At 47.6% G+C, this 23,899-nt stretch carries 22 protein-coding genes and 1 tRNA gene; 16 read left to right on the top strand and 7 right to left on the bottom strand.

What is annotated here, in order from left to right; all coding sequences use genetic code 11:
- Nucleotides 1-7: 7 nt before the first annotated feature.
- The 4 genes from Q3C19_RS14435 to Q3C19_RS14450 all read left to right on the top strand — a co-directional run bounded on the left by Q3C19_RS14435 (nucleotide 8) and on the right by Q3C19_RS14450 (nucleotide 4,403).
- Nucleotides 8-865, top strand: a complete 858-nt coding sequence (locus tag Q3C19_RS14435) for a DUF4348 domain-containing protein (protein WP_022163057.1) — start codon at nucleotides 8-10, stop codon at nucleotides 863-865.
- Nucleotides 866-876: 11 nt separating this feature from the next.
- Nucleotides 877-1,875, top strand: a complete 999-nt coding sequence (gene murB, locus Q3C19_RS14440; RefSeq protein ID WP_277121143.1) for a UDP-N-acetylmuramate dehydrogenase — start codon at nucleotides 877-879, stop codon at nucleotides 1,873-1,875.
- A gap of 57 nt (nucleotides 1,876-1,932) precedes the next feature.
- Nucleotides 1,933-2,697 carry an MBL fold metallo-hydrolase gene (locus Q3C19_RS14445; protein ID WP_302730217.1) on the top strand — a complete coding sequence of 255 codons (765 nt, stop codon included), beginning with the start codon at nucleotides 1,933-1,935 and terminating at the stop codon, nucleotides 2,695-2,697.
- A gap of 71 nt (nucleotides 2,698-2,768) precedes the next feature.
- Nucleotides 2,769-4,403: a DUF3352 domain-containing protein gene (locus tag Q3C19_RS14450; protein WP_302730235.1), complete on the top strand. Its 1,635-nt coding sequence runs from the start codon at nucleotides 2,769-2,771 to the stop codon at nucleotides 4,401-4,403.
- Between the two features lie 131 nt (nucleotides 4,404-4,534).
- On the opposite strand, the gene Q3C19_RS14455 is transcribed toward Q3C19_RS14450, so the two are convergent.
- Nucleotides 4,535-4,915, bottom strand: a complete 381-nt coding sequence (locus tag Q3C19_RS14455) for a DUF3127 domain-containing protein (protein WP_022163061.1) — start codon at nucleotides 4,913-4,915, stop codon at nucleotides 4,535-4,537.
- A 408-nt stretch (nucleotides 4,916-5,323) separates the two neighbouring features.
- Between Q3C19_RS14455 and dnaN the strand changes: the two genes are divergently transcribed.
- From dnaN to Q3C19_RS14490, 7 genes are all read left to right on the top strand, one after another.
- Nucleotides 5,324-6,448 carry a DNA polymerase III subunit beta gene (gene dnaN / locus Q3C19_RS14460; protein WP_022163062.1) on the top strand — a complete coding sequence of 375 codons (1,125 nt, stop codon included), beginning with the start codon at nucleotides 5,324-5,326 and terminating at the stop codon, nucleotides 6,446-6,448.
- A 125-nt stretch (nucleotides 6,449-6,573) separates the two neighbouring features.
- A complete protein-coding gene (locus Q3C19_RS14465; protein ID WP_022163063.1) occupies nucleotides 6,574-7,344 on the top strand; it encodes a 3'-5' exonuclease in 771 nt (256 codons plus the stop codon).
- A gap of 2 nt (nucleotides 7,345-7,346) precedes the next feature.
- Entirely contained in the window at nucleotides 7,347-8,579 is a 1,233-nt protein-coding gene (coaBC, locus tag Q3C19_RS14470) for a bifunctional phosphopantothenoylcysteine decarboxylase/phosphopantothenate--cysteine ligase CoaBC (protein WP_022163064.1), read from the top strand.
- A 12-nt stretch (nucleotides 8,580-8,591) separates the two neighbouring features.
- Complete coding sequence (gene recN, locus Q3C19_RS14475; RefSeq protein WP_302730220.1) at nucleotides 8,592-10,253, top strand: DNA repair protein RecN; 1,662 nt, start codon at nucleotides 8,592-8,594, stop codon at nucleotides 10,251-10,253.
- An 8-nt stretch (nucleotides 10,254-10,261) separates the two neighbouring features.
- Nucleotides 10,262-11,002, top strand: coding sequence for a 23S rRNA (guanosine(2251)-2'-O)-methyltransferase RlmB (rlmB, locus tag Q3C19_RS14480; protein ID WP_022163066.1), 741 nt, complete (start codon nucleotides 10,262-10,264; stop codon nucleotides 11,000-11,002).
- Between the two features lie 5 nt (nucleotides 11,003-11,007).
- The gene (locus tag Q3C19_RS14485; RefSeq protein ID WP_302730222.1) at nucleotides 11,008-12,711 is read left to right on the top strand and encodes a tetratricopeptide repeat protein; all 1,704 of its coding nucleotides are present in this window, start codon (nucleotides 11,008-11,010) and stop codon (nucleotides 12,709-12,711) included.
- A gap of 251 nt (nucleotides 12,712-12,962) precedes the next feature.
- On the top strand, nucleotides 12,963-13,337 hold the full coding sequence (locus Q3C19_RS14490; protein ID WP_022163069.1) for a RidA family protein: 375 nt from the start codon (nucleotides 12,963-12,965) through the stop codon (nucleotides 13,335-13,337).
- On the opposite strand, the gene Q3C19_RS14495 is transcribed toward Q3C19_RS14490, so the two are convergent.
- Complete coding sequence (locus tag Q3C19_RS14495) at nucleotides 13,305-14,558, bottom strand: folylpolyglutamate synthase/dihydrofolate synthase family protein (protein WP_302730224.1); 1,254 nt, start codon at nucleotides 14,556-14,558, stop codon at nucleotides 13,305-13,307. The two genes, Q3C19_RS14490 and Q3C19_RS14495, sit on opposite strands and share 33 nt — an antisense overlap.
- A 96-nt stretch (nucleotides 14,559-14,654) precedes the next feature.
- Between Q3C19_RS14495 and Q3C19_RS14500 the strand changes: the two genes are divergently transcribed.
- Complete coding sequence (locus tag Q3C19_RS14500) at nucleotides 14,655-15,980, top strand: PhoH family protein (RefSeq protein WP_022163071.1); 1,326 nt, start codon at nucleotides 14,655-14,657, stop codon at nucleotides 15,978-15,980.
- 358 nt (nucleotides 15,981-16,338) lie between these two features.
- Here the strand turns inward: Q3C19_RS14500 and Q3C19_RS14505 are convergent, their stop codons facing one another.
- From Q3C19_RS14505 to Q3C19_RS14515, 3 genes are read right to left on the bottom strand one after another with little or no spacing between them, the layout of a single operon-like run.
- Nucleotides 16,339-17,316 carry a dihydroorotate dehydrogenase-like protein gene (locus Q3C19_RS14505; protein WP_302730227.1) on the bottom strand — a complete coding sequence of 326 codons (978 nt, stop codon included), beginning with the start codon at nucleotides 17,314-17,316 and terminating at the stop codon, nucleotides 16,339-16,341.
- Between the two features lie 29 nt (nucleotides 17,317-17,345).
- A complete protein-coding gene (locus tag Q3C19_RS14510) occupies nucleotides 17,346-18,011 on the bottom strand; it encodes a YggS family pyridoxal phosphate-dependent enzyme (RefSeq protein ID WP_022163073.1) in 666 nt (221 codons plus the stop codon).
- Nucleotides 18,012-18,041: 30 nt separating this feature from the next.
- Nucleotides 18,042-18,509 (bottom strand): DUF4494 domain-containing protein, encoded by a 468-nt coding sequence (locus Q3C19_RS14515; protein WP_022163074.1) that lies wholly within the window; start codon nucleotides 18,507-18,509, stop codon nucleotides 18,042-18,044.
- A gap of 199 nt (nucleotides 18,510-18,708) precedes the next feature.
- On the opposite strand from Q3C19_RS14515, the gene Q3C19_RS14520 reads away from it, so the two are divergent.
- Nucleotides 18,709-18,796: transfer RNA gene (locus Q3C19_RS14520), tRNA-Ser, on the top strand.
- Between the two features lie 197 nt (nucleotides 18,797-18,993).
- Here Q3C19_RS14520 and Q3C19_RS14525 read toward each other — a convergent pair.
- Nucleotides 18,994-19,680, bottom strand: a complete 687-nt coding sequence (locus tag Q3C19_RS14525; RefSeq protein WP_022163076.1) for a NigD-like protein — start codon at nucleotides 19,678-19,680, stop codon at nucleotides 18,994-18,996.
- Between the two features lie 182 nt (nucleotides 19,681-19,862).
- Between Q3C19_RS14525 and Q3C19_RS14530 the strand changes: the two genes are divergently transcribed.
- Together Q3C19_RS14530 and Q3C19_RS14535 are read left to right on the top strand one after the other, a co-directional pair.
- Nucleotides 19,863-20,411: an RNA polymerase sigma factor gene (locus Q3C19_RS14530; protein ID WP_071150044.1), complete on the top strand. Its 549-nt coding sequence runs from the start codon at nucleotides 19,863-19,865 to the stop codon at nucleotides 20,409-20,411.
- Between the two features lie 15 nt (nucleotides 20,412-20,426).
- The gene (locus Q3C19_RS14535; RefSeq protein ID WP_277121135.1) at nucleotides 20,427-21,710 is read left to right on the top strand and encodes a hypothetical protein; all 1,284 of its coding nucleotides are present in this window, start codon (nucleotides 20,427-20,429) and stop codon (nucleotides 21,708-21,710) included.
- A gap of 18 nt (nucleotides 21,711-21,728) precedes the next feature.
- On the opposite strand, the gene Q3C19_RS14540 is transcribed toward Q3C19_RS14535, so the two are convergent.
- Nucleotides 21,729-22,505, bottom strand: coding sequence for a patatin-like phospholipase family protein (locus tag Q3C19_RS14540; RefSeq protein ID WP_277121134.1), 777 nt, complete (start codon nucleotides 22,503-22,505; stop codon nucleotides 21,729-21,731).
- Nucleotides 22,506-22,878: 373 nt separating this feature from the next.
- On the opposite strand from Q3C19_RS14540, the gene Q3C19_RS14545 reads away from it, so the two are divergent.
- Nucleotides 22,879-23,898 (top strand): YeiH family protein, encoded by a 1,020-nt coding sequence (locus Q3C19_RS14545; RefSeq protein ID WP_277121133.1) that lies wholly within the window; start codon nucleotides 22,879-22,881, stop codon nucleotides 23,896-23,898.
- Nucleotide 23,899: the final 1 nt, after the last annotated feature.

Below are 23,899 nucleotides of genomic sequence, written 5' to 3' on the forward strand. Positions count from 1 at the left end.
GTAAAAGATGAAAAAAATATTTTTAGGGTTCTTCATCTTGGCTGTTTGTTGTTCTTGTGGGAATAAGAAAGTTAAGATAGACCCTTTTACCTCTATAACAGATTTAGTGGATTCAGCTTCGCATCAGGGTAGCGAAGCTGATTCCTTGAATCAAATAGCAGAAGCAGAGACTCCTAAACCGATGGAGGCAGATGAGCTATTTGATGATTTTATTTTTAATTATGCTTCCGATGAGGCTTTGCAACGGCAAAGAACAGTTTTCCCCCTGCCTTATTATAACGTTGATACCCCTTTGCGTATCCAAAAGGAAGAGTGGAAGCATGATTATTTGTTCACTCGCCAAAGTTATTATACCATGCTTTTCGATAACGAAGAAGATATGGACTTGATTGGGGATACGACTTTGACATCTGTGCAAGTTGAGTGGATTTTCTTGCAGACACATATGGTGAAGAAATACTATTTTGAGCGTAAAAAAGGTATGTGGATGCTCGAAGCCATTAATTTGCGGCATATGGAGAAAGATGCAAATCAGAACTTTGTAGATTTTTATGCGCATTTTGCTTCCGATAGTTTGTATCAGAGGACGCATATTTGTAATCCGTTGAGATTTGTAACAATCGATCCGGACGACGAATTCTCAATATTGGAAACAACATTATCTGTAGACCAGTGGTTTGCTTTTCGGCCTACCTTGCCGACGGACCAGTTGTCTAACATCAATTACGGACAGAAGAATGAGGATTTGTCCGATTCGAAAATTCTCAAGGTGAACGGAATTGGAAACGGTTACTCCAATGTGTTTTATTTTCGGAAGAAGAAGGGCGAATGGGAATTGTATAAGTACGAAGATACAAGTATTTAAGCTTTTGGAATATGATTTTCGAAAAAGGGAGAAACATACCTAATACATTTGGTCTTGACGTCAAAGCTGGAAGGTGGCTTGAATATGCCTCGATGGAAGAACTGAAGGCCTTGATTGCAGAGGGACAGATTTCCTCTCCTTATTTGCATGTCGGGAGCGGTAGTAATTTGTTGTTTTTAGGCGATTTTGAAGGAACTATATTACATTCGGCTATCAGATCGATTGAAATGGTGAATCAGGATGCCGAAAAAGTATGGTTGCGTGTAGGTGCAGGTGTCATTTGGGATGATTTTGTTGCTTATTGCGTAGAGCGCGGATATTATGGTGCCGAGAATCTTTCCCTGATACCCGGTGAGGTAGGAGCCAGCGCCGTACAGAATATTGGTGCCTATGGCGTCGAAGTGAAAGATCTGATAAGCTGTGTGGAAACGGTGGATGTGCACGGAGACAGGCGAGTTTTCGGCGTTGAAGAGTGTGGTTATGCCTATCGGAACAGTGTGTTTAAGAGACCTGACATGAAATCTTTCTTTGTGACTCATGTAACTTTTGCTTTGAATAAGGCTGAACAATACACGTTGAACTATGGCACGATTCGTCAGGAACTGGAGAAATATCCCCAAATTGATCTGGCAACGGTCAGACAGGTGATTGTGAGCATTCGCGAAAGTAAACTGCCCGATCCGAAAGTGCTTGGAAACGCAGGAAGCTTTTTCATGAATCCGATTGTTACGCGTACAAAATATGAAACGTTGTTGCAGGAATATCCTTCCATGCCATCCTATCAGGTGGATGCTACGCATGTGAAGATTCCGGCTGGCTGGATGATTGAACAGTGCGGTTGGAAAGGTAAAAGCTTGGGGAATGCGGCTGTGCACGATAAGCAGGCGCTGGTACTGGTCAACTGTGGCGGAGCTACCGGTGCGGACATTGTAGCTTTGTCGGATGCAGTACGAGCTGCGGTACGCGAGAAGTTTGGCGTGGAAATACATCCGGAGGTGAATATGATTTGATCTGTTTCGGATAGGCTCGGATAGGTTAAAGTGATTAACTGATTAAAAGGTATTAAAGTGAAATTAAGGATATTAGGCAGTGGAACTTCGACGGGAGTTCCTGAAGTAGGGTGTATATGCCCGGTTTGTACTTCGACAGATCCCAGAGACAACCGTTTGCGTGCGTCGTCTCTGATACATACCGATGATGCGGTGATTCTGATTGATTGTGGGCCTGATTTCAGGGAACAGATGCTTCGGGTATCTCCTTTTGAAAGGATAGATGCGGTGCTGATAACACACGAGCATTACGACCATGTAGGAGGGCTTGATGACTTGCGTCCGTTCTGCCGCTTCGGTGAAATTCCTGTTTATACGGACGGCTATATTGTCGATCATCTTTGCGCACGTATGCCATATTGTTTTGTCGATAAAAAATATCCTGGAATTCCGCGTATTTATCTGAAGCAGGTGGAAGCCGGAAAACCGTTTTATGTTCATACGACAGAGGTCTTGCCGGTGCGGGTTATGCATGGAAAATTGCCCATCCTGGGTTATCGCATTGGAGGACGTTTAGGGTACATCACCGATATGTCTGCCATGCCGGACGAATCGTACGAGCAACTGAAAGGTGTAGAAGTATTGGTTATCAATGCGCTGCGTCCGCAACCGCACCCTACACACCAGACAATTTCGGAAGCGCTGGCTGCTGCCGAACGTATCGGGGCGCGCGAAACCTATTTTATTCATATGAGCCACCATGCCGGCTTGCATCGTGTGATAAGCGAACAGCTGCCCCCACACATACATTTTGCCTATGACGGATTGGAAGTAGACTTATAAACTTTTGCAACATTTATTTTGTTTTGTTAGTTGTTTTTTTTATTTTTGCCAAAACAAGATGAATGTGTGCCATGAAGTTCCGCCTGCTCATACGAATAATTGTGATAGTGTCCGTAGTGCTGGTATGCACAGGTTTTGGTGTGTATTCCTTTTTGTGGCTGGATACTGTCGAACGGCAGAAAGACTTCGATCTTCACACATTGGTTCCGCAGGATGCGATAGCTGTGCTTCAGACGGACAGAATGGCAGAACTTGTGCAGGATGTCAACGGATTGCAGTGTAGCGAAGAGGGACATTTCTTATACGTTTCCGACCTTTTTACTTATCTTAAAAAATACCTCCAGACGTTTGTCGATGATACGCCTCATGGGCTGAGTGCCCAGATGAACCGGATGCTGATAAGCTTTCACGAGCCCGACAATAAATTGAATCAGGTGCTGTATTGCAGCCTGGGTGCCGGTGACTCGAAGCTGGTAGAGGCATTCATTCGGAAATATACGTCCAGCCATTTTCCAGCAAAGCAGACCGATTATCGGGGGAGAAGCATTTCCATCTATCCGATGTCGGGCGGGCGTTTTCTGGCTGCTTATTTTACTTCCGATTATCTGGTGGTCAGTTTTCAGAAACGGCTGATAGAGCAGGTTATCGATGCTGTTGCAGACAAGAGTTCGCTGATGGAGCTTCCGTCTTTCCGGTCGATGCATTTGGGTAAACGGGCCAATGTTTCCGCCACACTTTACGTACGCATGAAATCCATTGATATGGGTGGAGATGCCGATACTGTCCGTACTGCTGCCCAGCTGGGCGGATGGGGAGAATTTGACCTGAAACTGAAAGACGATGCTGTTTATTGTTCGGGACTGAGTCATGGGGCTGACTCGACACTGACCTTTGTCAACGCATTGCGCAAGCAGAGGCCTATTGAACTGTTCCCCGGGCAGCTGCTTCCCGGAACTACTTTCTTTTATGATTTCTGGTCTGTCTCGGACGGGCAAGAGGTGTGGAACTTTGTTCAGTCGCAGCAATACGCCGGAAGCGGATATTCGGATTACATCAAGGCGCGTGATGAAGAATGGATCGGTTTCCTGAACGAATACGGCGGTGGCCGGATACTTTCCTGCCTGTTCCATCCGAAAGATACTGTCGACACGTGTCCTTGCGCCGTAATGAGGGTGCCGATTGTAGATATGCTTCATGCCGAGCGGAAACTGCAATCGTTGTTGTATGCCACTCCGCGCGAGAAAGGCGCTCCTCCTTTCCAGTGGAGTTCGCCTCAGTATAAGCTTTATCCTCAGGCACGTCCGTATCGGCAATATGTATTGCCCCGTAACACCTTGCTTGCCCGCTTGGCCGGCATTGCCGGGTCGGCTCTGCATACGTATGCCTGTTTCTATAAAGGCTCGTTGCTTCTGGCTCCGGATGCCCGCAGTCTTTCCGCTTATATCTGTGCGATGGAGGAGAACGATTTGCTGGAGGGAATACCCCTGTACGAGGCAAGTGTGGAAGGACTTGCTCCGGTTTACAACTTTCTTATGATGGCCGATATGGAGGAGATTATGTCGCAGGAAGAAACATCTGTCCGCCTGGTGCCCAATTTCTTTTTCCGGCATTCCGATTTCTTCCGTCACTTCATTCTGTCCATACAGTTTACGTGTACGGATGGCGTGGTTTATCCCAATGTGGTCTTGTTGTATAAGGGTGGGTGAGTCGTACCCGGCTTGTTCTGCCTCTGTAGGAATAGTAAAAGGGGATGCGCGGTGTTTGCACATCCCCTTTTATATTTGATTACGGTTGTTTTTCTGTTATCGATGTATTTTGCTGTCGTTGCCTGCATTTATCAGAACGGCAGGTCGTCGTTGGCGTCGCCTACAGTAAATTCGGGTGTAGCAGTAGGAGCGGGCGGCGGAACGGGAGCTCCGGCAGCGGCAGGGGCTGCAGCGGCAGCTGCGCTTACGCGTTCTACTTTCCAGGCGCGGATACTGTTGAACCAGCGGTCTTGCCATTGGCGTGCGTCGATGTCGAACGATACGGTCAGCTCTTCACCCATCTGGATGTTGAACTGTTCTATTTTGTCGGCTCCAAAAATGTCGAAACACATTTTACGGGGATATTGACCGTGGTCTTCAATCACGTATTCCTGTACTTTCCATTCATTGCCGGTCTTTGAAACTCCGCTTCTTGCAGGGAGTATAGCGATGATTTTTCCTGTAAATTCCATTGTTCTCTTTGTTTTAATGATGCGGCGAAGTTACAATTTTTTAGGAATATCCGACGAATAAATTCTGTTTTTTTGATTTTACTTTTCGAAGTGTGCCGGTGGCAATGCCGGAGGTGGTTGCTGTACGGCTGCTGTTCGATGGCTTTTGCCATGCCACAAGTATGTGTGTCCGTTCCCTTACTAGGGAACGCCGATTCCCTTTTGAGGGAACGGCAGTTTCCTAACTGGGGAACTCCAGTTTCCACAAGTGGGAACGGTTGGAAACGGCAAATGCTTTTTTTTCTTTCCGTATTTTTTTGTCATAGGGAATTCTTTTTTTAACTTTGTCCGTCAGTTAAATAGGGTGGAGTGTGCTCCTCCCTGTGGTTGTACAATACAGGATTATAAAAACTTAAATATACGAAACATATGAAATTTATCGTCTCAAGTACTGCACTCTCCAGTCATTTGCAGGCTGTCAGTCGCGTGATTAATTCGAAAAATGCATTGCCCATTCTGGATTGCTTCCTTTTTGAACTGCAAGATGGGACTTTGTCGGTAACAGCATCCGATAGTGAAACCACGATGGTCACAACGGTTGAGGTGAACGAAAGCGATGCGGACGGACGTTTTGCCGTCACAGCCAAGACTTTGCTGGATGCCTTGAAGGAGATCCCCGAACAGCCTTTGACATTTGATGTGGACATGAACACGTTGGAAATCACCGTGCAGTATCAGAATGGTAAATACAGCCTCATGGGACAGAATGCAGACGAGTTTCCGCAGTCGGCCATGTTGGGCGAAAACGCAGTCCGTGTAGAAATGGAGGCTTCCATTCTGCTGGGAGGCATCAACCGTGCAGTGTTTGCTACTGCCGACGACGAACTTCGCCCTGTGATGAACGGTATCTATTTCGATATTACGACCGAAGATATTACAATGGTGGCTTCCGACGGCCATAAGCTGGTACGCTGCAAGACACTGGCTGCTAAGGGTAACGAACGCGCCGCTTTCATCCTGCCCAAGAAACCGGCTTCGCTGCTGAAGAACCTGCTGCCGAAGGAGCAGGGCACAGTGGTAGTCGAGTTTGACGAACGCAATGCTGTGTTCACGCTCGAAAACTATCGCATGGTGTGCCGTCTGATCGAAGGCCGTTATCCGAACTACAACTCCGTTATTCCGCAGAACAACCCGTATAAAGTGACGGTCGACCGCATGCAGCTGCTCGGAGCCTTGCGCCGTGTATCCATCTTCTCTTCTCAGGCAAGCAGCCTTATCAAGCTGCGCATGCAGGAGAATCTGATTGTGATTTCCGCTCAGGACATCGACTTCTCCACTTCGGCCGAAGAAAGCCTGACGTGCCAGTATGTGGGCAATCCGATGAGCATCGGCTTCAAGTCGACTTTCCTTATCGATATTCTAAACAACATCTCTGCCGAAGAGGTAGTCATCGAACTGGCCGATCCTTCGCGTGCAGGAGTCATTATCCCTGCCGAGCAGGAAGAGAATGAAGACCTGCTGATGCTGCTGATGCCGATGATGCTGAACGACTGATATATAAATGAATACTTGACTTAGCGGACGAGTTGGCAGCTTGGCAAGCGGTGTGGAGCGGTAGCTTTCTTCTGCTTGGCAATCTGCCGACTCGTTTCCTTGTCGGGCACTAAACAAATCATAGAATGAAACTGAATTTAAAGAACCCGATTGTCTTCTTCGATCTGGAGACGACCGGAACCAATATCAATACAGACCGGATTGTAGAAATCTGCTATCTGAAAGTATATCCCAATGGCAACGAAGAAGCCAAAACCATGCGTATCAATCCCGAAATGCACATCCCGGCCGAAGCCTCGGCTGTGCATGGCATATACGATGCCGACGTGGCCGATTGTCCCACTTTCAAGGAAGTGGCACGCAGCATAGCCAACGACATCGAAGGATGCGACCTGGCCGGCTTTAATTCCAATCGTTTCGACATCCCTGTGCTGGCCGAAGAATTCCTCCGTGCCAATGTGGATATCGACATGAGCCGCCGGAAGTTTGTCGACGTGCAGGTTATCTTCCATAAGATGGAGCAACGCACCTTGTCGGCTGCTTACAAATTCTATTGTGGCAAGAATCTGGAAGATGCTCATACAGCCGAAGCCGATACACGTGCCACTTACGAAGTGCTGATGTCGCAGCTCGACCGTTATCCGGAGTTGCAGAACGATATAGCTTTTCTGGCCGATTTCTCCAGTTTCAACCGCAATGTCGACTTTGCCGGCCGTATGGTGTACGACGACAACGGAGTGGAAGTCTTCAACTTCGGCAAGTATAAAGGTATGTCTGTATCCGAAGTGTTGAAGCGCGATCCGGGATATTATGGCTGGATGCTGAACAGTGACTTTACGTTGAATACAAAAGCCATGCTGACAAAGATTCGTCTGCGTGAAATGACTCAGAAGTAATTATGGCAAATATACTGAAAGGGAAGAAAATCGTATTGGGCATTACGGGCAGCATTGCCGCCTATAAGGCTTGTCTCATCATCCGCGGACTGATAAAGAAAGGAGCCGAGGTGCAGGTGGTCATCACCCCAGCGGGCAAGGAATTTATTACTCCCATCACCTTGTCGGCCCTGACCAGCAAACCCGTTATCAGCGAGTTTTTTGCCCAGCGTGACGGCACGTGGAACAGCCACGTCGATCTGGGCTTGTGGGCCGACGCCATGCTGATAGCTCCCGCTACAGCCTCGACTATTGGCAAGATGGCTAACGGAGTGGCCGACAACATGTTGGTCACCACTTACCTTTCGGCCAAGGCGCCGGTGTTTGTGGCTCCGGCAATGGACTTGGACATGTATGCCCATCCTTCTACCCAGAAGAATCTGGAGATACTCCGTTCGTACGGAAATCACATCATAGAGCCGGGAACCGGCGAGTTGGCCAGCCACCTGGTAGGCAAAGGCCGGATGGAAGAACCGGAAAACATTATCCGCCATCTGGAAGAATACTTCGCAGCCAAGGAAGGCGACCTGACAGGCAAAACCATTCTGATAACAGCCGGACCAACGTACGAAAAGATAGATCCGGTGCGCTTCATCGGGAATTACTCGTCGGGCAAGATGGGCTTTGCGCTGGCCGACGAATGTGCGGCGCGCGGTGCGAAGGTGATACTTGTGGCAGGCCCTGTACAGCGGAACACCTATTTCCCCGTGCAGCGCTGCAATGTAGAGAGTGCCGGACAGATGTACGAAGAGACTTGCAAACATTTTCCGCAGGCCGATGCGGTTATCCTGTCGGCTGCTGTGGCCGACTATACGCCCGAGCAAGTGGCCGATCACAAGATCAAGCGCGAAAAGACGGGAGACATGACGCTGTCGCTGAAGCCTACTCAGGACATTGCCGCAGCCTTGGGGCTGATGAAGAAAGAGCAATTCCCCGACAAGGTATTGGTGGGTTTTGCGCTTGAGACCAACGACGAGCAGCACAATGCCGAAGACAAGCTGCAGCGGAAGAATCTGGACTTCATCGTGCTTAATTCCCTGAACGACAAGGGAGCCGGATTCCGTTACGATACCAACAAAGTCAGCATTATCGACCGTAACGGAAAGACCGATTATCCGTTGAAGTCGAAAGCGGAGGTAGCAGCCGACATCGTCGATCATCTGGCGGCAGTGTTGAAACGGGATGTACAATCGTAATCTGTCAGAATTATGTTGCGCTCACTTTACATACAGAATTATGCGCTGATCGAACAGCTCGATATCCGGCTGGAAAACGGCTTTTCGGTGATTACAGGCGAAACGGGTGCCGGAAAATCTATTATTCTGGGAGCCATCGGCCTGTTGCTGGGGCAGCGTGCCGACGTAAAGGCTATACGCCGGGGAGCTTCGAAGTGTATCATCGAAGCCCGTTTCGAAATAGCCGCTTATGGCATGCAACCATTTTTCGAGGCCAACGACTTGGAATATGAGGACGAGTGCATCCTGCGGCGCGAGGTATATGCTTCGGGCAAGAGCCGTGCTTTTATCAACGATACTCCCGCTTCGCTGGCACAGATGAAAGAACTGGGCGAGATGCTGATTGATGTGCACTCGCAACACCAGAACCTGTTGCTCAACAAAGAGGGCTTCCAGTTGAATGTACTCGACATTCTGGCTCATAACGACGGAGCCTTGTCTGTGTATGCCGATTGCTATGGTAGCTGGAAGAAGGCGCAACAGCAGTTGGAAGAGTTGATAGCCCGTGCCGAACGTGATAAGGCTGATGAAGACTATGTACGCTTCCAGCTGGAACAGTTGGAAGAAGCCAATCTGACAGCTGGCGAGCAGGAAGAACTGGAGCAGGAAGCCGAGTTGCTGAGTCATGCCGAAGACATCAAGGCGGGTTTGTATCGGGTAGGTCAAGGCCTGTCGGCCGATGAAGGCGGATTGCTTCCCTTGCTGAACGATTGCTTGAGCACCATGCAGTCCATGCGTAAAGTCTATCCTGCGGCCGAGGAACTCTCCGAACGTCTGGAAAGCTCTTACATCGAGCTGAAAGACATTGCACAGGAAGTGGCAGGACGGGAAGAAGAAGTCGAGTTCAATCCCGCCCGTCTGGACGAGGTGAATGCACGACTGAATCTGATATATACGCTTCAGCAGAAGCATCGTGTCTCTACGGTGGACGAACTGTTGACTTTGCAGGAAGAATACGCTTCGCGTTTGTCGGCCATTACTTCGTCCGATGATCAGATTGAGGATTTGAAGCAGCAGTGTGCCGACCTATATAATAAGGTAAAGCAACAGGCGGCTGTGTTGACAGAGTCGCGTGTGGCGGCAGCCCGCGAGGTCGAAAAGCAAATGGCATCCCGCTTGGTGCCGTTGGGTATGCCCAACGTGCGTTTTCAGGTGGAAGTAGGTGCCCGCAAAGAGCCGGGAGTACACGGAGCCGATACAGTGAGCTTTTTGTTCTCGGCCAACAAGAACGGAACTCTGCAGAGTATCTCTTCGGTAGCTTCGGGAGGTGAAATAGCCCGTGTCATGCTGTCGTTGAAGGCCATGATTGCCGGAGCCGTCAAGTTGCCGACCATCGTGTTCGACGAAATAGACACCGGAGTGTCGGGCGAAATTGCCGACCGTATGGCCGACATCATGCAGGAAATGGGTGACAGTAACCGTCAGGTTATCAGCATTACCCACTTGCCGCAGATTGCCGCTCGCGGACGCGTTCATTACAAAGTATACAAAGAAGATAACGAAAACGAAACCAACAGCCACATCCGTCGGTTGACAGACGAGGAAAGGGTAGAAGAACTGGCTCACATGCTGAGCGGTGCTACGCTGACCGAAGCTGCGCTGAACAATGCACGGGCACTGTTGGGCAAAGCATAAAAGTCGATATGATTGATAAGAATGAAATGATTTTTGGCGTACGCGCCGTGATAGAAGCTATTCAGGCAGGTAAGGACATCGACCGGATTCTGGTGAAGAAAGATATCCAGAGCGACTTGTCAAAGGAGTTGTTTGCTGCTTTGAAGGGAACCCTCATACCGGTGCAGCGCGTGCCGGTAGAACGTATTAACCGGATTACCCGCAAGAACCATCAGGGTGTGGTCGCTTTTATGTCGGCAGTAACCTATCAGCGGACAGAAGACCTGGTACCTTTCCTGTTCGAGCAAGGGAAGAATCCGCTTTTCGTCATGCTCGACGGCATTACGGATGTGCGCAACTTCGGAGCCATTGCACGTACTTGCGAGTGTGCAGCCGTTGATGCGGTGATTATTCCTGCCCGGAACAGTGTAACCGTCAATGCCGATGCCATAAAGACCTCGGCCGGAGCACTGCATACTTTGCCTGTCTGCAGGGAACAAAGTCTGAAAGATACGCTTCAATACCTGAAGAACAGTGGCTTCCACATTGTGGCCGCTACGGAGAAAGGCGACTACGACTATACGAAGGCCGATTACACAGGACCGATGTGCATCATTATGGGAGCGGAAGATAAAGGTGTTTCGTACGACAACCTGGCTTTATGCGACGAATGGGTGAAGATTCCGATGCTTGGCAGCATCGAGTCGCTCAATGTTTCGGTTGCTGCGGGAATTTTGATTTATGAAGCTGTGAAACAACGAATAAATTAGTGCGAATGAAAAAGAAATATTTAGTATTGTTTGTTTTGTGCCTGCTGGCCCAGTGGACAATGGCTCAGGCACCCAAATGGGTAGAGAAGGCCAAGAAAGCTGTTTTCTCGGTGATCACTTACGATAAGGATGACAAAATACTGAACACGGGTAATGGCTTCTTTGTCAGTGAAGACGGCGTAGCCCTGTCGGACTACTCTTTGTTCAAGGGAGCGGAACGTGCCCTGATATTGAACTCGGAAGGTAAGCAGATGCCCGTCGAGGAAATTATGGGAGCGGATGATATGTACGACGTCATCAAATTCAAGGTAGCTATTACCGAGAAGAAAGTTCCGGCTTTGCAAATGGCTGCAACGGTTCCGGCTGTCGATTCGGATGTTTATCTTTTGCCTTATTCCACGCGGAAGGACCGTTCTTGCACTTCGGGCAAAGTGAAGGGAGTAGACAAGGTTGCCGACAATTACAATTATTATACGCTGAACATGCATCTGAAGGAGAAGATGGTAAGCTGTCCTGTTATGACGCCAGAAGGAGAAGTCTTCGGACTGGCACAGCAGTCGTCTGGTAAGGATACGGCAACGATCTGTTATGCTGTTGACGCTCGCTTTGTGATGGCTCTGAAAATCAATCCACTTTCTTTTAATGATATGGCTTTACGCAATATTCAGATTAAGAAGGCATTGCCCGATACGGAAGAGGAGGCACTGGTATTTCTCTATATGACATCTTCGCAGGTTACGCCAGAGAAATATGCTGAATTGCTGGACGATTTTATAGCCCGGTATCCGGCAAATGCAGACGGCTATGTGCGCCGAGCTACCAACCTTTTGTATAAGTCGAAAGATGACGCTACAATGGAGAAAGTGGTTGCCGATTTGGACAAGGCATTGGAGGTTGCTTCCAAGAAGGACGATGTGTATTATAACATAGCCAAGCTGATATACGGTTATATGCTCGAAAACCCCGAGAAGGTGTATAAAGACTGGTCGTACGATAAGGCTTTGGAAGCAATAAGCAAGGCTGTAGAGCTTAATCCGCTTCCTGTATACATCCAGTTGCAAGGCGATATCCAGTTTGCCAAGCAGGATTATGCAGCTTCGCTCGCTTCTTACGAGCAGGTCAACCGAAGCAGCATGGCTTCGCCTGCGACATTCTTTACGACAGCTAAAATCAAGGAGGTGATGCAGGCACCGCAGGAAGAAATTCTGGCTTTGATGGACAGTTGTGTGGTTCGTTTCACTCCGCCTTATACGGAAGCGGCTGCTCCTTATCTGCTGGGACGTGCACAGGCACGCATGAATGCAGACCGTCCTCGTCAGGCTTTACTCGATTATGATGAATATTTCAAGGCCATGAATGGCCAGGTCAACGATGTGTTCTATTATTACAGGGAGCAGGCTGCCTTGAAGTCGAAGCAATATCAACGGGCTTTGGACGATATGGCAAAGGCTATCGAATTGAATCCGAAAGATCTGACCTATCGTGCCGAGCTGGCCGTTATCAATATCCGGGTAGGACGCAATGAAGAAGCGTTGAAAGTGCTGGATGAGGCTTTGAAGATCGATCCCAAGTATGCGGAAGCTTATCGTCTGAAAGGCATTGCACAACTGCAGCTGAAGCAGAAAGCTGAGGCATGCGAAAGTTTTGCCAAGGCAAAAGAATTGGGAGATCCGAATGTAGATTCTTTGATTAGCAAGCATTGCAAGTAAGCACTGTTTATAATGCAAAGAAGAGGGGCGCTTCGTCAACGCTCCTCTTCTTTGTCAGGGATTTCTCTCCCTTTGCATAAACATTAAAGTTAGGTCTATATAAAAGTTAAGTTTAGGTACAAATAGGTGTATTTTTATCGTATCTGTTATAATAAATGCACCGTTTTAAAGAATACTGCATGCCGGGTGCATGTTTTTTCTTGTTGAATGGATTATCTTATATATTATACTATCACTAAATTTAGTTGAATATGAAAAAAGTTATTTGCAGTCAGAAGGCACCGGGTGCTATCGGCCCCTATAGCCAGGCTATCGAAGCCAACGGAATGGTTTTTGTTTCAGGTCAGTTGCCTATTGATGCGGCTACCGGCGTGATGCCCGAAGGCGTGGAAGCCCAAGCCCGCCAGTCTTTGGAGAATGTGAAGCACATTCTGGAAGAAGCAGGATTGGGCATGGCAAACATTGTAAAGACAACGGTATTTCTGGCCGACATGTCTTTGTTTGCTGATATGAATAAGGTATATGCCACTTATTTCAGCGGCGATTATCCGGCACGTTCGGCTGTAGCTGTCAAAGCATTGCCGAAGGATGCGTTAGTGGAGATTGAGTGCATCGCGGCTCGCTAACAAGTCGGCTACTATAAAGCTACTGCCTCCTACGAAGATGAAGTCTTCTGGGAGGCTTTTTTCTTGCGCGGCACGGACGGCTGTCGGCACGTCGGGGTAGCATTCACCCTGCAGTCCGACTGCATTGGCCAGGCGGGCCAGTTCGGCTTCGGGCAGTGCACGCTTCACGCTGGCTTTGGTGAAGTAGTAGTCGGCATCGCGTGGAAGCAGTGCCAGTACACCGCGGATGTCCTTGTCGTTGACCATACCCATTACGATGTGCAGCTTCCGGTAGGTCTGCTGCTTCAGCTGCTCGGCTATGTAGGTGATGCCGCCAACGTTATGTCCAGTGTCGCAAATCAGGGTGGGAGCGTCTTGCAGCTTCTGCCAGCGGCCCATCAGTCCGGTCAGTTCGCATACGTGGGCGAAGCCGTTGCGTATGGCCTGTTCGCTGAGGTGGTAACCGGCTTTTTTCAGCAGTGGCAGGGCTGTCAGCAACGTCCGCCGGTTCTTTTCCTGATAGAGTCCTTTCAGTTCATAATCCATGTCGGAATATTCTTCCGGTACATGGTCTTCGGCGAAACAGATGGGAGCCTGTACCGCTTGTGCTTTCTCTGCGAATACCGGACGGGTTTCGGGAGTGGTTTCACCAATCACGACGGGGATGCCTTGCTTGATGATTCCTGCCTTTTCGCTGGCTATCTGAGCCAGTGTGCTGCCAAGGAACTGGGTGTGGTCGAAACTGATGTTGGTAATGATGCACAAGTCGGGGCGGATAATGTTGGTACAGTCCAGCCGGCCACCCAAGCCTACTTCGATGATGGCTACGTCGACTTTCTGGTCGGCAAAATAACGGAACGCTATGGCCGTAGTCAGTTCGAAGAACGAGGGAGACAGAGGTTCGAAAAAGCTGCGTTCCTCTTCGACAAAGCGTATGACGTATTCTTCAGGGATGGGTTGTCCGTTGACGCGGATACGTTCGCGGAAGTCGACCAGATGGGGTGAAGTATACAGTCCTGTCCGGTAGCCTGCTTCCTGCAGGATGGCTGCCAAGGTGTGCGAGCAGGAACCTTTTCCGTTGGTACCTGCTACGTGTATGGTGCGGAAGTTGCGGTGGGGGTGTCCGAAGTGTTCGTCCAGTGCGAGGGTGTTCTCCAATCCCTCCTTGTAAGCACTGCTGCCTACTTGCTGAAACATGGGGACACTGTTGTATAAGTACTCTAAAGTGTGCTGATAATCCATCTTTTATAAACTTTAACGGCAAAGGAAAGTCAATTCCTTCATTAATTTGTTATCTTTATAAGCAACAAAGATATTAACTATTTAAATCTAACGGATATGGGAGCAAAGAAAAATTTTGTAATTGATACGAATGTGATTCTTCACGATTATAACTGCTTGAAGAATTTTCAGGAAAATGACATTTATCTTCCTATCGTGGTGCTCGAAGAACTGGATAAGTTCAAGAAAGGTAATGAGCAGATTAATTTCAATGCCCGTGAATTTGTTCGCGAGCTTGACCTGATTACCGATGATGACCTCTTTACGAAAGGTGCTCCTTTGGGTGAAGGACTGGGCCGCCTGTTTGTGGTGGCTGGTTTGGTGGAATCGACTAAGGTTCACGAATCCTTCCCTGAACGTATTCCCGATCATCAGATACTGGCGGTGACCGACTACGTAGGGCGGAAACACCCTGACATGAAGACTGTGCTGGTGACCAAGGACGTCAATCTGCGCATGAAGGCTCGCTCCATCGGTTTGCTGTGCGAGGACTATATCACTGACAAGGTGATGAATGTTGATATCTTCGAGAAGTCGAACGAGGTGTTCGAAGGCATCGATCCGGCTTTGATCGACCGTATCTATTCTTCGAGAGAAGGCATTGATATCAGCGAGTTCGACTTTAAGGACGTTCTCCATCCCAACGAATGCTTTGTACTGAAGAGCGACCGCAACAGTGTGCTGGCGCGATACAATCCGTTCCTGCATGCCGTCTGTCGTGTCAATAAGACGAAAAACTATGGCATCGAGCCGCGCAATGCCGAGCAGAGCTTTGCCTTCGAAGTGCTGAACGACCCGAACATCAAACTTGTAGCCCTGACGGGAAAAGCCGGTACGGGTAAAACCTTGTTGGCTTTGGCGGCAGCCTTGGGCAAACTGACGGACTACAAACAGATATTGCTGGCACGACCTATCGTGGCACTGTCCAACAAGGATCTGGGCTTCCTGCCGGGAGATGCCAAGGAAAAGGTGGCACCTTATATGCAGCCCTTGTTCGACAATCTGAATGTCATCAAGCATCAGTTTGCTTCCAACTCCAGCGAAGTAAAACGGCTGGAAGATATGCAGAAGAGCGACCAGCTGGTGATCGAGGCGTTGGCCTTTATCCGCGGACGTAGCCTGAGCGAGACATACTGCATCATCGACGAATCGCAGAACCTGACTCCTCACGAAATCAAGACCATCATTACCCGTGCGGGCGAAGGAACCAAAATGGTGTTTACGGGCGATATTCAGCAGATCGACCAGCCTTATTTGGACAGCCAATCCAATGGTCTGGTTTATATGATCGACCGTATGCGCGACCAGAATCTTTTTGCCCACGTCAATCTGGTGAAAGGCGAGCGTAGCGAACTGAGCGAGCTGGCCAGCAACCTGATGTAAACAGGGTGTTTCTGTAACACTTGCATGGCTTGCTACGTGCTTTCACATTGTTTGTTGCGCATGCTGACATTGTTTGTTAGGCGCACTAACATTGCTTGTTGCGGTGCGTAATATCCCTTTTTCAGTAGGCTAATGTTTCACTTTACGTTTCCAAAGTAGGTATTTGGCGAGCTAAAGTAAGGGGTTAGTTCTTCTATGGAATAGGCTTCACGCTTTCACCCAACTGTAAGTTGTTGGGAGTAAGTTGTTTGTGGTGAAAGATGAAGCTTCACGGGTGAAAGCAAAAATGCCAAAACGAATAAGGGCGTCTTATTCATTTTGGCATTTTTATTTGTCGGTCAATATCGCTGTCGTGGACTTATTCGTGCGATGCGAAATACTTCAGGAACTGTGTACGCTCAAAAGTGTTCACACCTTTCACGTCGCCTACGTTCAGACGGCCTTTGAATTGTGCGATGTTTTCCATGCCTTTGCCGTCCATCCATTTTGCGATGAACTGATTATACTGCTCGATGACAGCAGGCGATTCTTTGTAGAGCACGCTACAGATTTCTACAGCCGATGCACCTGCCAGTATAGCTTTCACTACGCCTTTGGCCGAGTGGATTCCGCCTGAGACGGCATAGTCTATCTTGCTGACAGCAGCCGATGCGATGCCTGTCCAGCGGAGCGACTTGGAAAGGTCGGCTTCGTTGCTGAACACGTCACCTGCCACTTGAGTCATCTTGTCGATGTTGATGTCCGGCTGGTAGAAGCGGTTGAACAAGACAACAGCTGCCGCACCGTTGGCATAGAGTTGGTTGATGAGTGCTACGGGATTGGTCAGGTTGTCGCCCAGCTTCATGATGACGGGTATCTTGACTGTATTCTTAATGTGGCGCAAGATGTCGATGTGGCGTTGTTCGAAGCTGCCGTATGTATATTGTACGTCAGTCTGCAGAGCCAGGATGTTGATTTCGAGTGCATCGGCTCCCGCTTCTTCTATCTTTTTGGCAAAGTTAATCCAGTCTGCATCCTGATAGCAGTTGATGCTGGCAATGATAGGTATGTTGCATACCTTCTTGCTCTCGCTGATGAGGCGCAGGTATTCGCCCAGCTTGTGTTCACGAATATATCCGACCAAGTAGTCGCTGCCTTCCGGATACATGTTAGGATCGCCCATCCAGTCTGCCTCCATCATAATCTGTTCCTCGAACAGCGATTTCAGTACGATGGCTCCTGCTCCTGCTTCGCAGAGTTTCTTGTTTTTGTCCGCACTGTCTGTCAGGCCGCAGCTGCTGACGATAATCGGGTTTTTAAGTTTCAACCCTGCAAAAGTCGTTTCTAATGTTGCCATGATAGTAAATTTTATAGGTGATAAATGATTTAATAGTTTCTTTCTCCAAAAATTTTGCTTCCTACGCGCACCAGTGTACTTCCGGCTGCTATGGCTTCGTGATAGTCGTGCGACATACCCATGGAGAGTTCCTTGAAGCTGTCGGAACCGGCAAACCACGTAGATTTCACTTCCTCGAAGAATTCATGTAAAGAACAGAATTCTTTGCGTATTTGTTCTACGTTGTCGGTGTTCGATGCCATGCCCATCAGGCCGCATATCTGTACGTTATGCAGGTTTTTCCATTCGCCGGCCTGCAACATTTCGCGGCATTCCTCAAAGCTGAAACCGAATTTGGTCTCCTCCTGAGCTATGTGCAATTGTAGCAGGCAGCGGACTGTGCGGTTGGCTTTGGCAGCCTGTTTGTCTACTTCGGCAAGCAGCTTGTAAGAGTCTATCCCGTGTATAAGCGCTACGTAGGGAACAATGTATTTCACTTTGTTTGTTTGCAGATGCCCGATGAAATGCCATTCGATGTCTTGAGGCAGACTTTCATGTTTGGCATCCATTTCCTGTACTTTGCTTTCGCCGAAAATCCGTTGTCCGGCGCGGTAAGCTTCTTCTATTGCTTCGTTGGGGTGAAATTTGGAAACGGCAACCAGCCGCACCCCTGCGGGCAATTCATTCAATACTTGTTTCAGATTTTCTGCAATCATGGGTGATAGTACTTAGGTGTTTTCTATTTCTTATTGTACTTCCGGCTTGTCGTTGGGTTCGGCGCTGTATGGATATACATCCATGATGGCTGTTTCGGCTACAGAGCCAATCTGATAGTCGGCCATGGTACCTTTCATGCCTTCGTCTAGTTTCTTGACGGCATCTCTCAGGTCGGCAGCCTGCACAAGAACCTGCGTTGACGATTTCTTTTCGGCACCGCTTTTCTCGTCCAGTGTGATGAAGATCAGCTTGCATTTGAACCAGCGGTCGGCAGCTTCTTCATCCGAAGGAAAGAGTTCGCTGTAATTGGCACGTTTGATGTCAGAAACCGTAAATTCGCCTGTGATGAACGGAGTCATTTCTTCGATGATACGGGCTTCTGCTTCAGTAAAGCTGAGTGCGTCTACCAGATAGGGTTCAGTAACTTTCTTGTTCATACCGTTTTCCATTGTTTTCTCGTAGCGGATTTTACACTCAAACCAAGTATGCATTGACATAATTTTCTAATTTTAAGTTAGTTGTAAAGTTATTATTGTTTATCTTTTCGCGTTTAAGCGAATGCTTTGTTGTAAAGCGCAGGACAAATGTAGTACATTATTTCTTAGTAACGAAAAATACTTCTCTTTTTTTGTATTATTGGAAATATTGAATATCTTTGCGCCCGCAAAACGAAAAATAGTCGGTTTAACCCGCATTGGAGAGGTGCTCGAGTGGTTGAAGAGGCACGCCTGGAAAGCGTGTATACCCCTAAAGGGTATCACGAGTTCGAATCTCGTTCTCTCCGCGAAGTTAGATTGCTGTGATGAAAAAAAGGTCTTGCAAGTGTTTTCTTGCAGGGCCTTTTTTATTTAGCGGCGATTGGGAGTGGTTGTCATTTTATAGCTGTCCAAACGATAATCCATACATTATGAAAAAAGAACGAGAATATGCTTTGGGGCACATTCTCGTTCGTCGGTCAATATAATAAGGTTTTAGGTTGTATCATTGAAAATCTATTGTCTGATAACTGATGCCGTTGTATAGCGTGTTGACGCGGATGTTCAGCCCTCGCTTTCCTTCGGCCAGTTGTCTGATGTTGTTCAACCTGAACGAAACTATTCCCGGACCTAATTTGCGTTGCGCCTCGCCATAAGCGTTGTGGCGGAATTCCAGTGTCAGATAGTCTTCCTTGTCATTTTTGTCATCTGCAGCTTCGTTCACAATCAGATTCAGCATGTGACTTTTGTTTGAAGTGTCGTCATAGTGTATCTGATATTGGATGTTCAGATGGTCGTTGGCTATCCACATGTTTGTAATATTGATGCGGTCGTCTCCGATGCTGTCTTCTTTTTCGGCGGGCATAAGGTAAATGTCCTTCGTCAGAATATTCTCGATACGGTAGATGGCGGCGTTGTAATCGTAACCGGAAACCTTTTCTTCCAGCAGGTCGAAATATACAAAGGCACGCTGTTCGGGAACAACAGTATAGTTGTGTATGTTTGTCGTATCACCGGGGTACATCTTTGTACCTTCATCCAATGCGAAGTAATATTCCTGTCCGTCCACTACTTTGATTGTGCCGATAGTAAGCTGGTGATGATTGGTCGTATCATCGTCCAGGCAAGCATGCAGCAATGGCATCAGCAGTGCAGCTATAAATATGATAAATATTGGTCTCTTTGTTTTCATAAGCCAATTAGCAGTCCTTGAAAATCTTGTTGTCAAAACTTTGATCATTTATTTAAATGCACTGTCCGGCTGATTACTGCACAGATAAATGTTAAAGAAATACAAGAAAAAAAACTTCTGCTGCCGATGCAGTATTTTTGCGGCCATTGCATTTTTAGAATAAACACGTGTTGAAAGAAAGGATGGAAGAACAAGTACTGGCAGAACGGTGTAGGCAAGGCGACAATATTGCCCGCAAGGAGCTGTATGAGCATTATGCAGGGCGTATGTTCAGCGTTTGCCTCCGTTATATAACCGATAGGGAGGTTGCACAGGACTTGTTGCACGATGGTTTCTTGAAGATATTCGATTCTTTCGATAAGTTTACGTGGCGGGGCGAAGGTTCTCTGCGTGCGTGGATGGAGCGTGTCATGGTGAATACAGTATTGCAATATTTGCGTAAGAACGATGTAATGAATCAGGCGACAGCCTTGGAGAATGTTCCTCAGGTGTATGAAGAACCGGACGCGTCTTCGATTGATGTTATTCCCCAAAAGGTGCTGATGCGTTTCATCAATGAATTGCCGACAGGCTATCGTACTGTATTCAATTTATACGTATTTGAAGAAAAATCACATAAAGAAATTGCCCAGTTGCTGGGCATTAACGAAAAATCGTCTGCTTCACAATTAGTGCGTGCGAAGGCTGCGCTGGCTACTAAGATTCGTGAGTGGATGAAAAACAATGCTTAAACAGATGAAAAGCGTATGAAAGAGGAATTGTGGTTGAAAAAGATGAAAGAACGTCTCGACGATTATTCTGAACCGTTGCCGTCTGATGGTTGGGAACGGTTGGAAAAGGCATTGCAGCCTTCTCCTGTCAGAATGAAGCGGACGATATTTTTCCGTCGCTGGACGGTAGCTGCTGCTGTTGCTTTACTGCTTGTAGTCTCTTCGGTGGGAGTCTGGCTGTTGCAAAGTCCGGTAGCAGATGAAATCAGGAATACAAGTATGCCTGCTTTGGCTGTAGTTCCCAATGAATTGCCGGAGCCGGCTGTGCAGGAAAAACAGACTGAGATGCCTGAGCCTGTTTATTATAATAAAGGTAGAAAGGCACGGACGAAGAATCTGGTGGCACAGCAGATTGATTTGCGGGACAATCTGGAGGAAAACGTGCTAAAAGAAGAAGAGACTAGAACCCAGCCTGTTGTATCTGAAGAAAAAGCTGGAAATAACAAGGCTGAGAGAGAAGAAGATAAAGCCACTGTTCCCGCATCGAACGAGGAGAAGAAACAGGCTGCACAGCGTCGGCCTGTGAAGAAGGAAAAGCTGACTTATCCGACTGAAATGAAAAAGCATAAGAAGTCGAAAGGCTGGTCGGTAGGTATATCTGTGGGAAATACTGGTGGCAATTCGTTAAACAACACTGATTCCTGGATGCAGGATTACAGTGTCAGCTCGGTACCCAATGGAAGTAAAGTCGATTTGATTTCTACATCAAATGGTATGGTTACCATACCGGAAGGACAGGAAGTTGTGTTCCAGGGAGGAATCCCTTATTTATTGGGAAGAAGCAATCAGGTTGTTTCCATCGATCACAAACAGCCGGTTACAGTGGGGCTTTCGTTGCGTAAAGGTCTTCCTAAAGGATTTTCGTTGGAAACCGGACTTACCTATACCTATCTTGCCTCGGATGTTAAATATGCCGGCAGTTCGGACATTGTAAGCCAGAAGCTGCATTATATAGGTATACCTTTGAGGGCCAACTGGAATTTCATTGATACGAAGACATTCACCGTTTATGTATCGGCAGGAGGCGCTGTAGAAAAGTGTGTGTATGGCACCATCGACAGCGAAAAAGAAACGGTTAAGCCGTTGCAGCTTTCTGTATTAGGTGCTGTCGGTGCACAGCTGAACCTGACCAATCATTTGGGATTCTATGTCGAGCCGGGTGTGTCGTATTTCTTCGATGATGGATCTGATATACAGACTATTCGTAAGGAGAACCCTTGTAATTTTACGTTGCAGGCTGGCTTCCGTCTTTCTTATTAGCCCTGTTATTCGGACAGTCTAATATCCGGATAAGGCTAGGGCTTCTTCGGCGGCTTTTTGGCCGCTTTCGACGATGGACGCAGCGCGATGGAAATCCATCATATCGTATTCATCACCGGACATCTGTATCAGTAGGTCTGGAGAATATTGAGCAATTTCGCGTCGGGTTATTTCCTGCATCATGAGTCTGGACGACTTGGTCAATATCAAGTATGGATTGAAGCGTCTTGCACTTTCGTCTGTGGATGGTGCGTTGACATCGACAGCTATCAGCAGTGTATCCTCTTTTCGCGGGGCATGCCGTATAGGCAATGGGTTCAGAATGCCGCCGTCTACCAGAACTCTTCCGTCTTTGCGTACAGGGCAGAACAACATAGGAATGGACATTGAAGCGCGGATGGCTTCGAGCAGGCTGCCTTGTACAAATCTTACTTCTTCGTCGTGGGCAATGTCGGTTGCCAAAGCCGTATAGGGTAGGGGCAGGCTTTCGATGCTGACATCCGGAATAATGCGGCCAAGCTCGCGGATAAAACGATTTCCTTTTACCAGTCCGCTTCGGCTTATCGTGACATCGGCCATTTGCAGCATTTTCCATCTGTTCCAAGAGCAGAACCAGTTTTTGCATTCTTCCAGTTTGCCGGTAGCATACATGGCTCCGACCATAGCTCCCATAGAACTGCCGGTGATGGAAGTTATTTCAAAATGATGTTTCAGCAGTGTTTCTATTACGCCGATGTGGGCTATTCCTCGTGCACCTCCCATCGAGAGTACCAATGCTACTTTTTGTTTGTCCATAGTTATATTTCTTAAGTTTCGCAAGTGCTCAACTTATTAGTAGACAAGGCTTCAGTTAACAAGTCTACTAGGCTGGAACTCCCTGTTTGATAAAGTGCCGCTTGAAACGGCTCACTACAAACGCCTTGTTAACTCGTCAACTTGTTACTTGTCAACTGCAACTTGAGCTTGCGAAAGTTGAGTTATATTTCTTCTTTTGTGCTTTTCTGTTTTCTGATACAAAGAAAGTGAATTGTTCCCATTAAAAGAAATGCTATAACCAGAAGTTATATCCTATAAAAAGAAACAATTGGTGTGGTAATGGAAAGAAGCGTACCTTTGCAGTCGAAATCGAGGAATTAAACAGTTTTATTAACTAAAAAATAGATTTAATATGGCATCACATCAGGCGACAAAGGCTATAAGCCTGTCTGCATTGCAGCGGAACAATAAAATGATTTATGTGTCTCTGCTTTTTATCCTTTCTTTCTTCTTGCTTTTGGACTACGTACCGGGTATGCAGGCCTATTCGGCATGGGTTACTCCTCCTGTAGCTTTGTTCCTGGGATTGGCATTTGCACTGTCGTGTGGACAGGCACATCCGAAATTCAATAAGAAGGTTTCAAAATATCTGCTTCAGTATTCTGTCGTCGGACTGGGATTCGGTATGAATCTTCATGCTTCGTTGGCTTCGGGAAAAGAGGGCATGGAGTTTACGATTATCTCGGTGATTGGTACGTTGCTGATCGGTTGGGTGATAGGACGTAAGTTCCTGAAAGTAGACCGTGACACTTCGTACCTGATCAGTACCGGTACAGCCATTTGCGGCGGTAGTGCCATTGCGGCTGTAGGCCCTGTGCTGAAGGCAAAAGATACTGAAATGTCGGTTGCTTTGGGCACCATCTTTATACTGAATGCCATTGCTTTGTTCATATTCCCGGTGATAGGTCATGCGCTTGATATGAGTCAGCAGGAATTTGGAACGTGGGCAGCTATTGCCATTCACGATACCAGTTCAGTGGTAGGTGCCGGTGCGGCTTACGGTGAAGAGGCTCTGAAGATTGCTACTACAATCAAACTGACTCGTGCCCTTTGGATTATTCCGCTGGCCTTTGTCACATCCTTTATATTTAAGAGCAAAGGTCAGAAAGTCAGCATCCCCTGGTTCATATTCTTTTTCGTATTGGCTATGGTAGTTAATACGTATGTGCTGGGTACCACTTCTACAGGAATAATGATTGGTGAAGGCATTAATGAATTTGCCCGCAAGACGCTGACGATTACTTTGTTCTTCATCGGTGCCTCTCTCTCGCGCGATGTCCTGAAGGCTGTAGGTATTAAGCCACTGATTCAAGGCGTTTTGTTGTGGGTAGTTATCAGCTTGAGTACTTTGGCATATATCTATTGGTTTTAAA

The sequence above is a fragment of the Bacteroides sp. ET489 genome, from assembly GCF_030518095.1.
Taxonomy (GTDB): Bacteria; Bacteroidota; Bacteroidia; order Bacteroidales; family Bacteroidaceae; genus Bacteroides; species Bacteroides ndongoniae.

What these genes read in the sequence shown, in the direction of transcription:
- Q3C19_RS14485 (WP_302730222.1), top strand. Translation starts at nt 11,008, where the DNA reads ATGAAAAAGAAATATTTAGTATTGTTTGTTTTGTGCCTGCTGGCCCAG.
- Q3C19_RS14525 (WP_022163076.1), bottom strand. Translation starts at nt 19,680, where the DNA reads ATGAAAACAAAGAGACCAATATTTATCATATTTATAGCTGCACTGCTG.
- murB (WP_277121143.1), top strand. Translation starts at nt 877, where the DNA reads ATGATTTTCGAAAAAGGGAGAAACATACCTAATACATTTGGTCTTGAC.
- recN (WP_302730220.1), top strand. Translation starts at nt 8,592, where the DNA reads ATGTTGCGCTCACTTTACATACAGAATTATGCGCTGATCGAACAGCTC.
- Q3C19_RS14455 (WP_022163061.1), bottom strand. Translation starts at nt 4,915, where the DNA reads ATGGAATTTACAGGAAAAATCATCGCTATACTCCCTGCAAGAAGCGGA.
- Q3C19_RS14500 (WP_022163071.1), top strand. Translation starts at nt 14,655, where the DNA reads ATGGGAGCAAAGAAAAATTTTGTAATTGATACGAATGTGATTCTTCAC.
- Q3C19_RS14450 (WP_302730235.1), top strand. Translation starts at nt 2,769, where the DNA reads ATGAAGTTCCGCCTGCTCATACGAATAATTGTGATAGTGTCCGTAGTG.
- Q3C19_RS14490 (WP_022163069.1), top strand. Translation starts at nt 12,963, where the DNA reads ATGAAAAAAGTTATTTGCAGTCAGAAGGCACCGGGTGCTATCGGCCCC.
- Q3C19_RS14530 (WP_071150044.1), top strand. Translation starts at nt 19,863, where the DNA reads ATGGAAGAACAAGTACTGGCAGAACGGTGTAGGCAAGGCGACAATATT.
- Q3C19_RS14545 (WP_277121133.1), top strand. Translation starts at nt 22,879, where the DNA reads ATGGCATCACATCAGGCGACAAAGGCTATAAGCCTGTCTGCATTGCAG.
- Q3C19_RS14510 (WP_022163073.1), bottom strand. Translation starts at nt 18,011, where the DNA reads ATGATTGCAGAAAATCTGAAACAAGTATTGAATGAATTGCCCGCAGGG.
- Q3C19_RS14540 (WP_277121134.1), bottom strand. Translation starts at nt 22,505, where the DNA reads ATGGACAAACAAAAAGTAGCATTGGTACTCTCGATGGGAGGTGCACGA.
- coaBC (WP_022163064.1), top strand. Translation starts at nt 7,347, where the DNA reads ATGGCAAATATACTGAAAGGGAAGAAAATCGTATTGGGCATTACGGGC.
- Q3C19_RS14465 (WP_022163063.1), top strand. Translation starts at nt 6,574, where the DNA reads ATGAAACTGAATTTAAAGAACCCGATTGTCTTCTTCGATCTGGAGACG.
- Q3C19_RS14435 (WP_022163057.1), top strand. Translation starts at nt 8, where the DNA reads ATGAAAAAAATATTTTTAGGGTTCTTCATCTTGGCTGTTTGTTGTTCT.
- dnaN (WP_022163062.1), top strand. Translation starts at nt 5,324, where the DNA reads ATGAAATTTATCGTCTCAAGTACTGCACTCTCCAGTCATTTGCAGGCT.
- Q3C19_RS14505 (WP_302730227.1), bottom strand. Translation starts at nt 17,316, where the DNA reads ATGGCAACATTAGAAACGACTTTTGCAGGGTTGAAACTTAAAAACCCG.
- Q3C19_RS14495 (WP_302730224.1), bottom strand. Translation starts at nt 14,558, where the DNA reads ATGGATTATCAGCACACTTTAGAGTACTTATACAACAGTGTCCCCATG.
- Q3C19_RS14535 (WP_277121135.1), top strand. Translation starts at nt 20,427, where the DNA reads ATGAAAGAGGAATTGTGGTTGAAAAAGATGAAAGAACGTCTCGACGAT.
- rlmB (WP_022163066.1), top strand. Translation starts at nt 10,262, where the DNA reads ATGATTGATAAGAATGAAATGATTTTTGGCGTACGCGCCGTGATAGAA.
- Q3C19_RS14515 (WP_022163074.1), bottom strand. Translation starts at nt 18,509, where the DNA reads ATGTCAATGCATACTTGGTTTGAGTGTAAAATCCGCTACGAGAAAACA.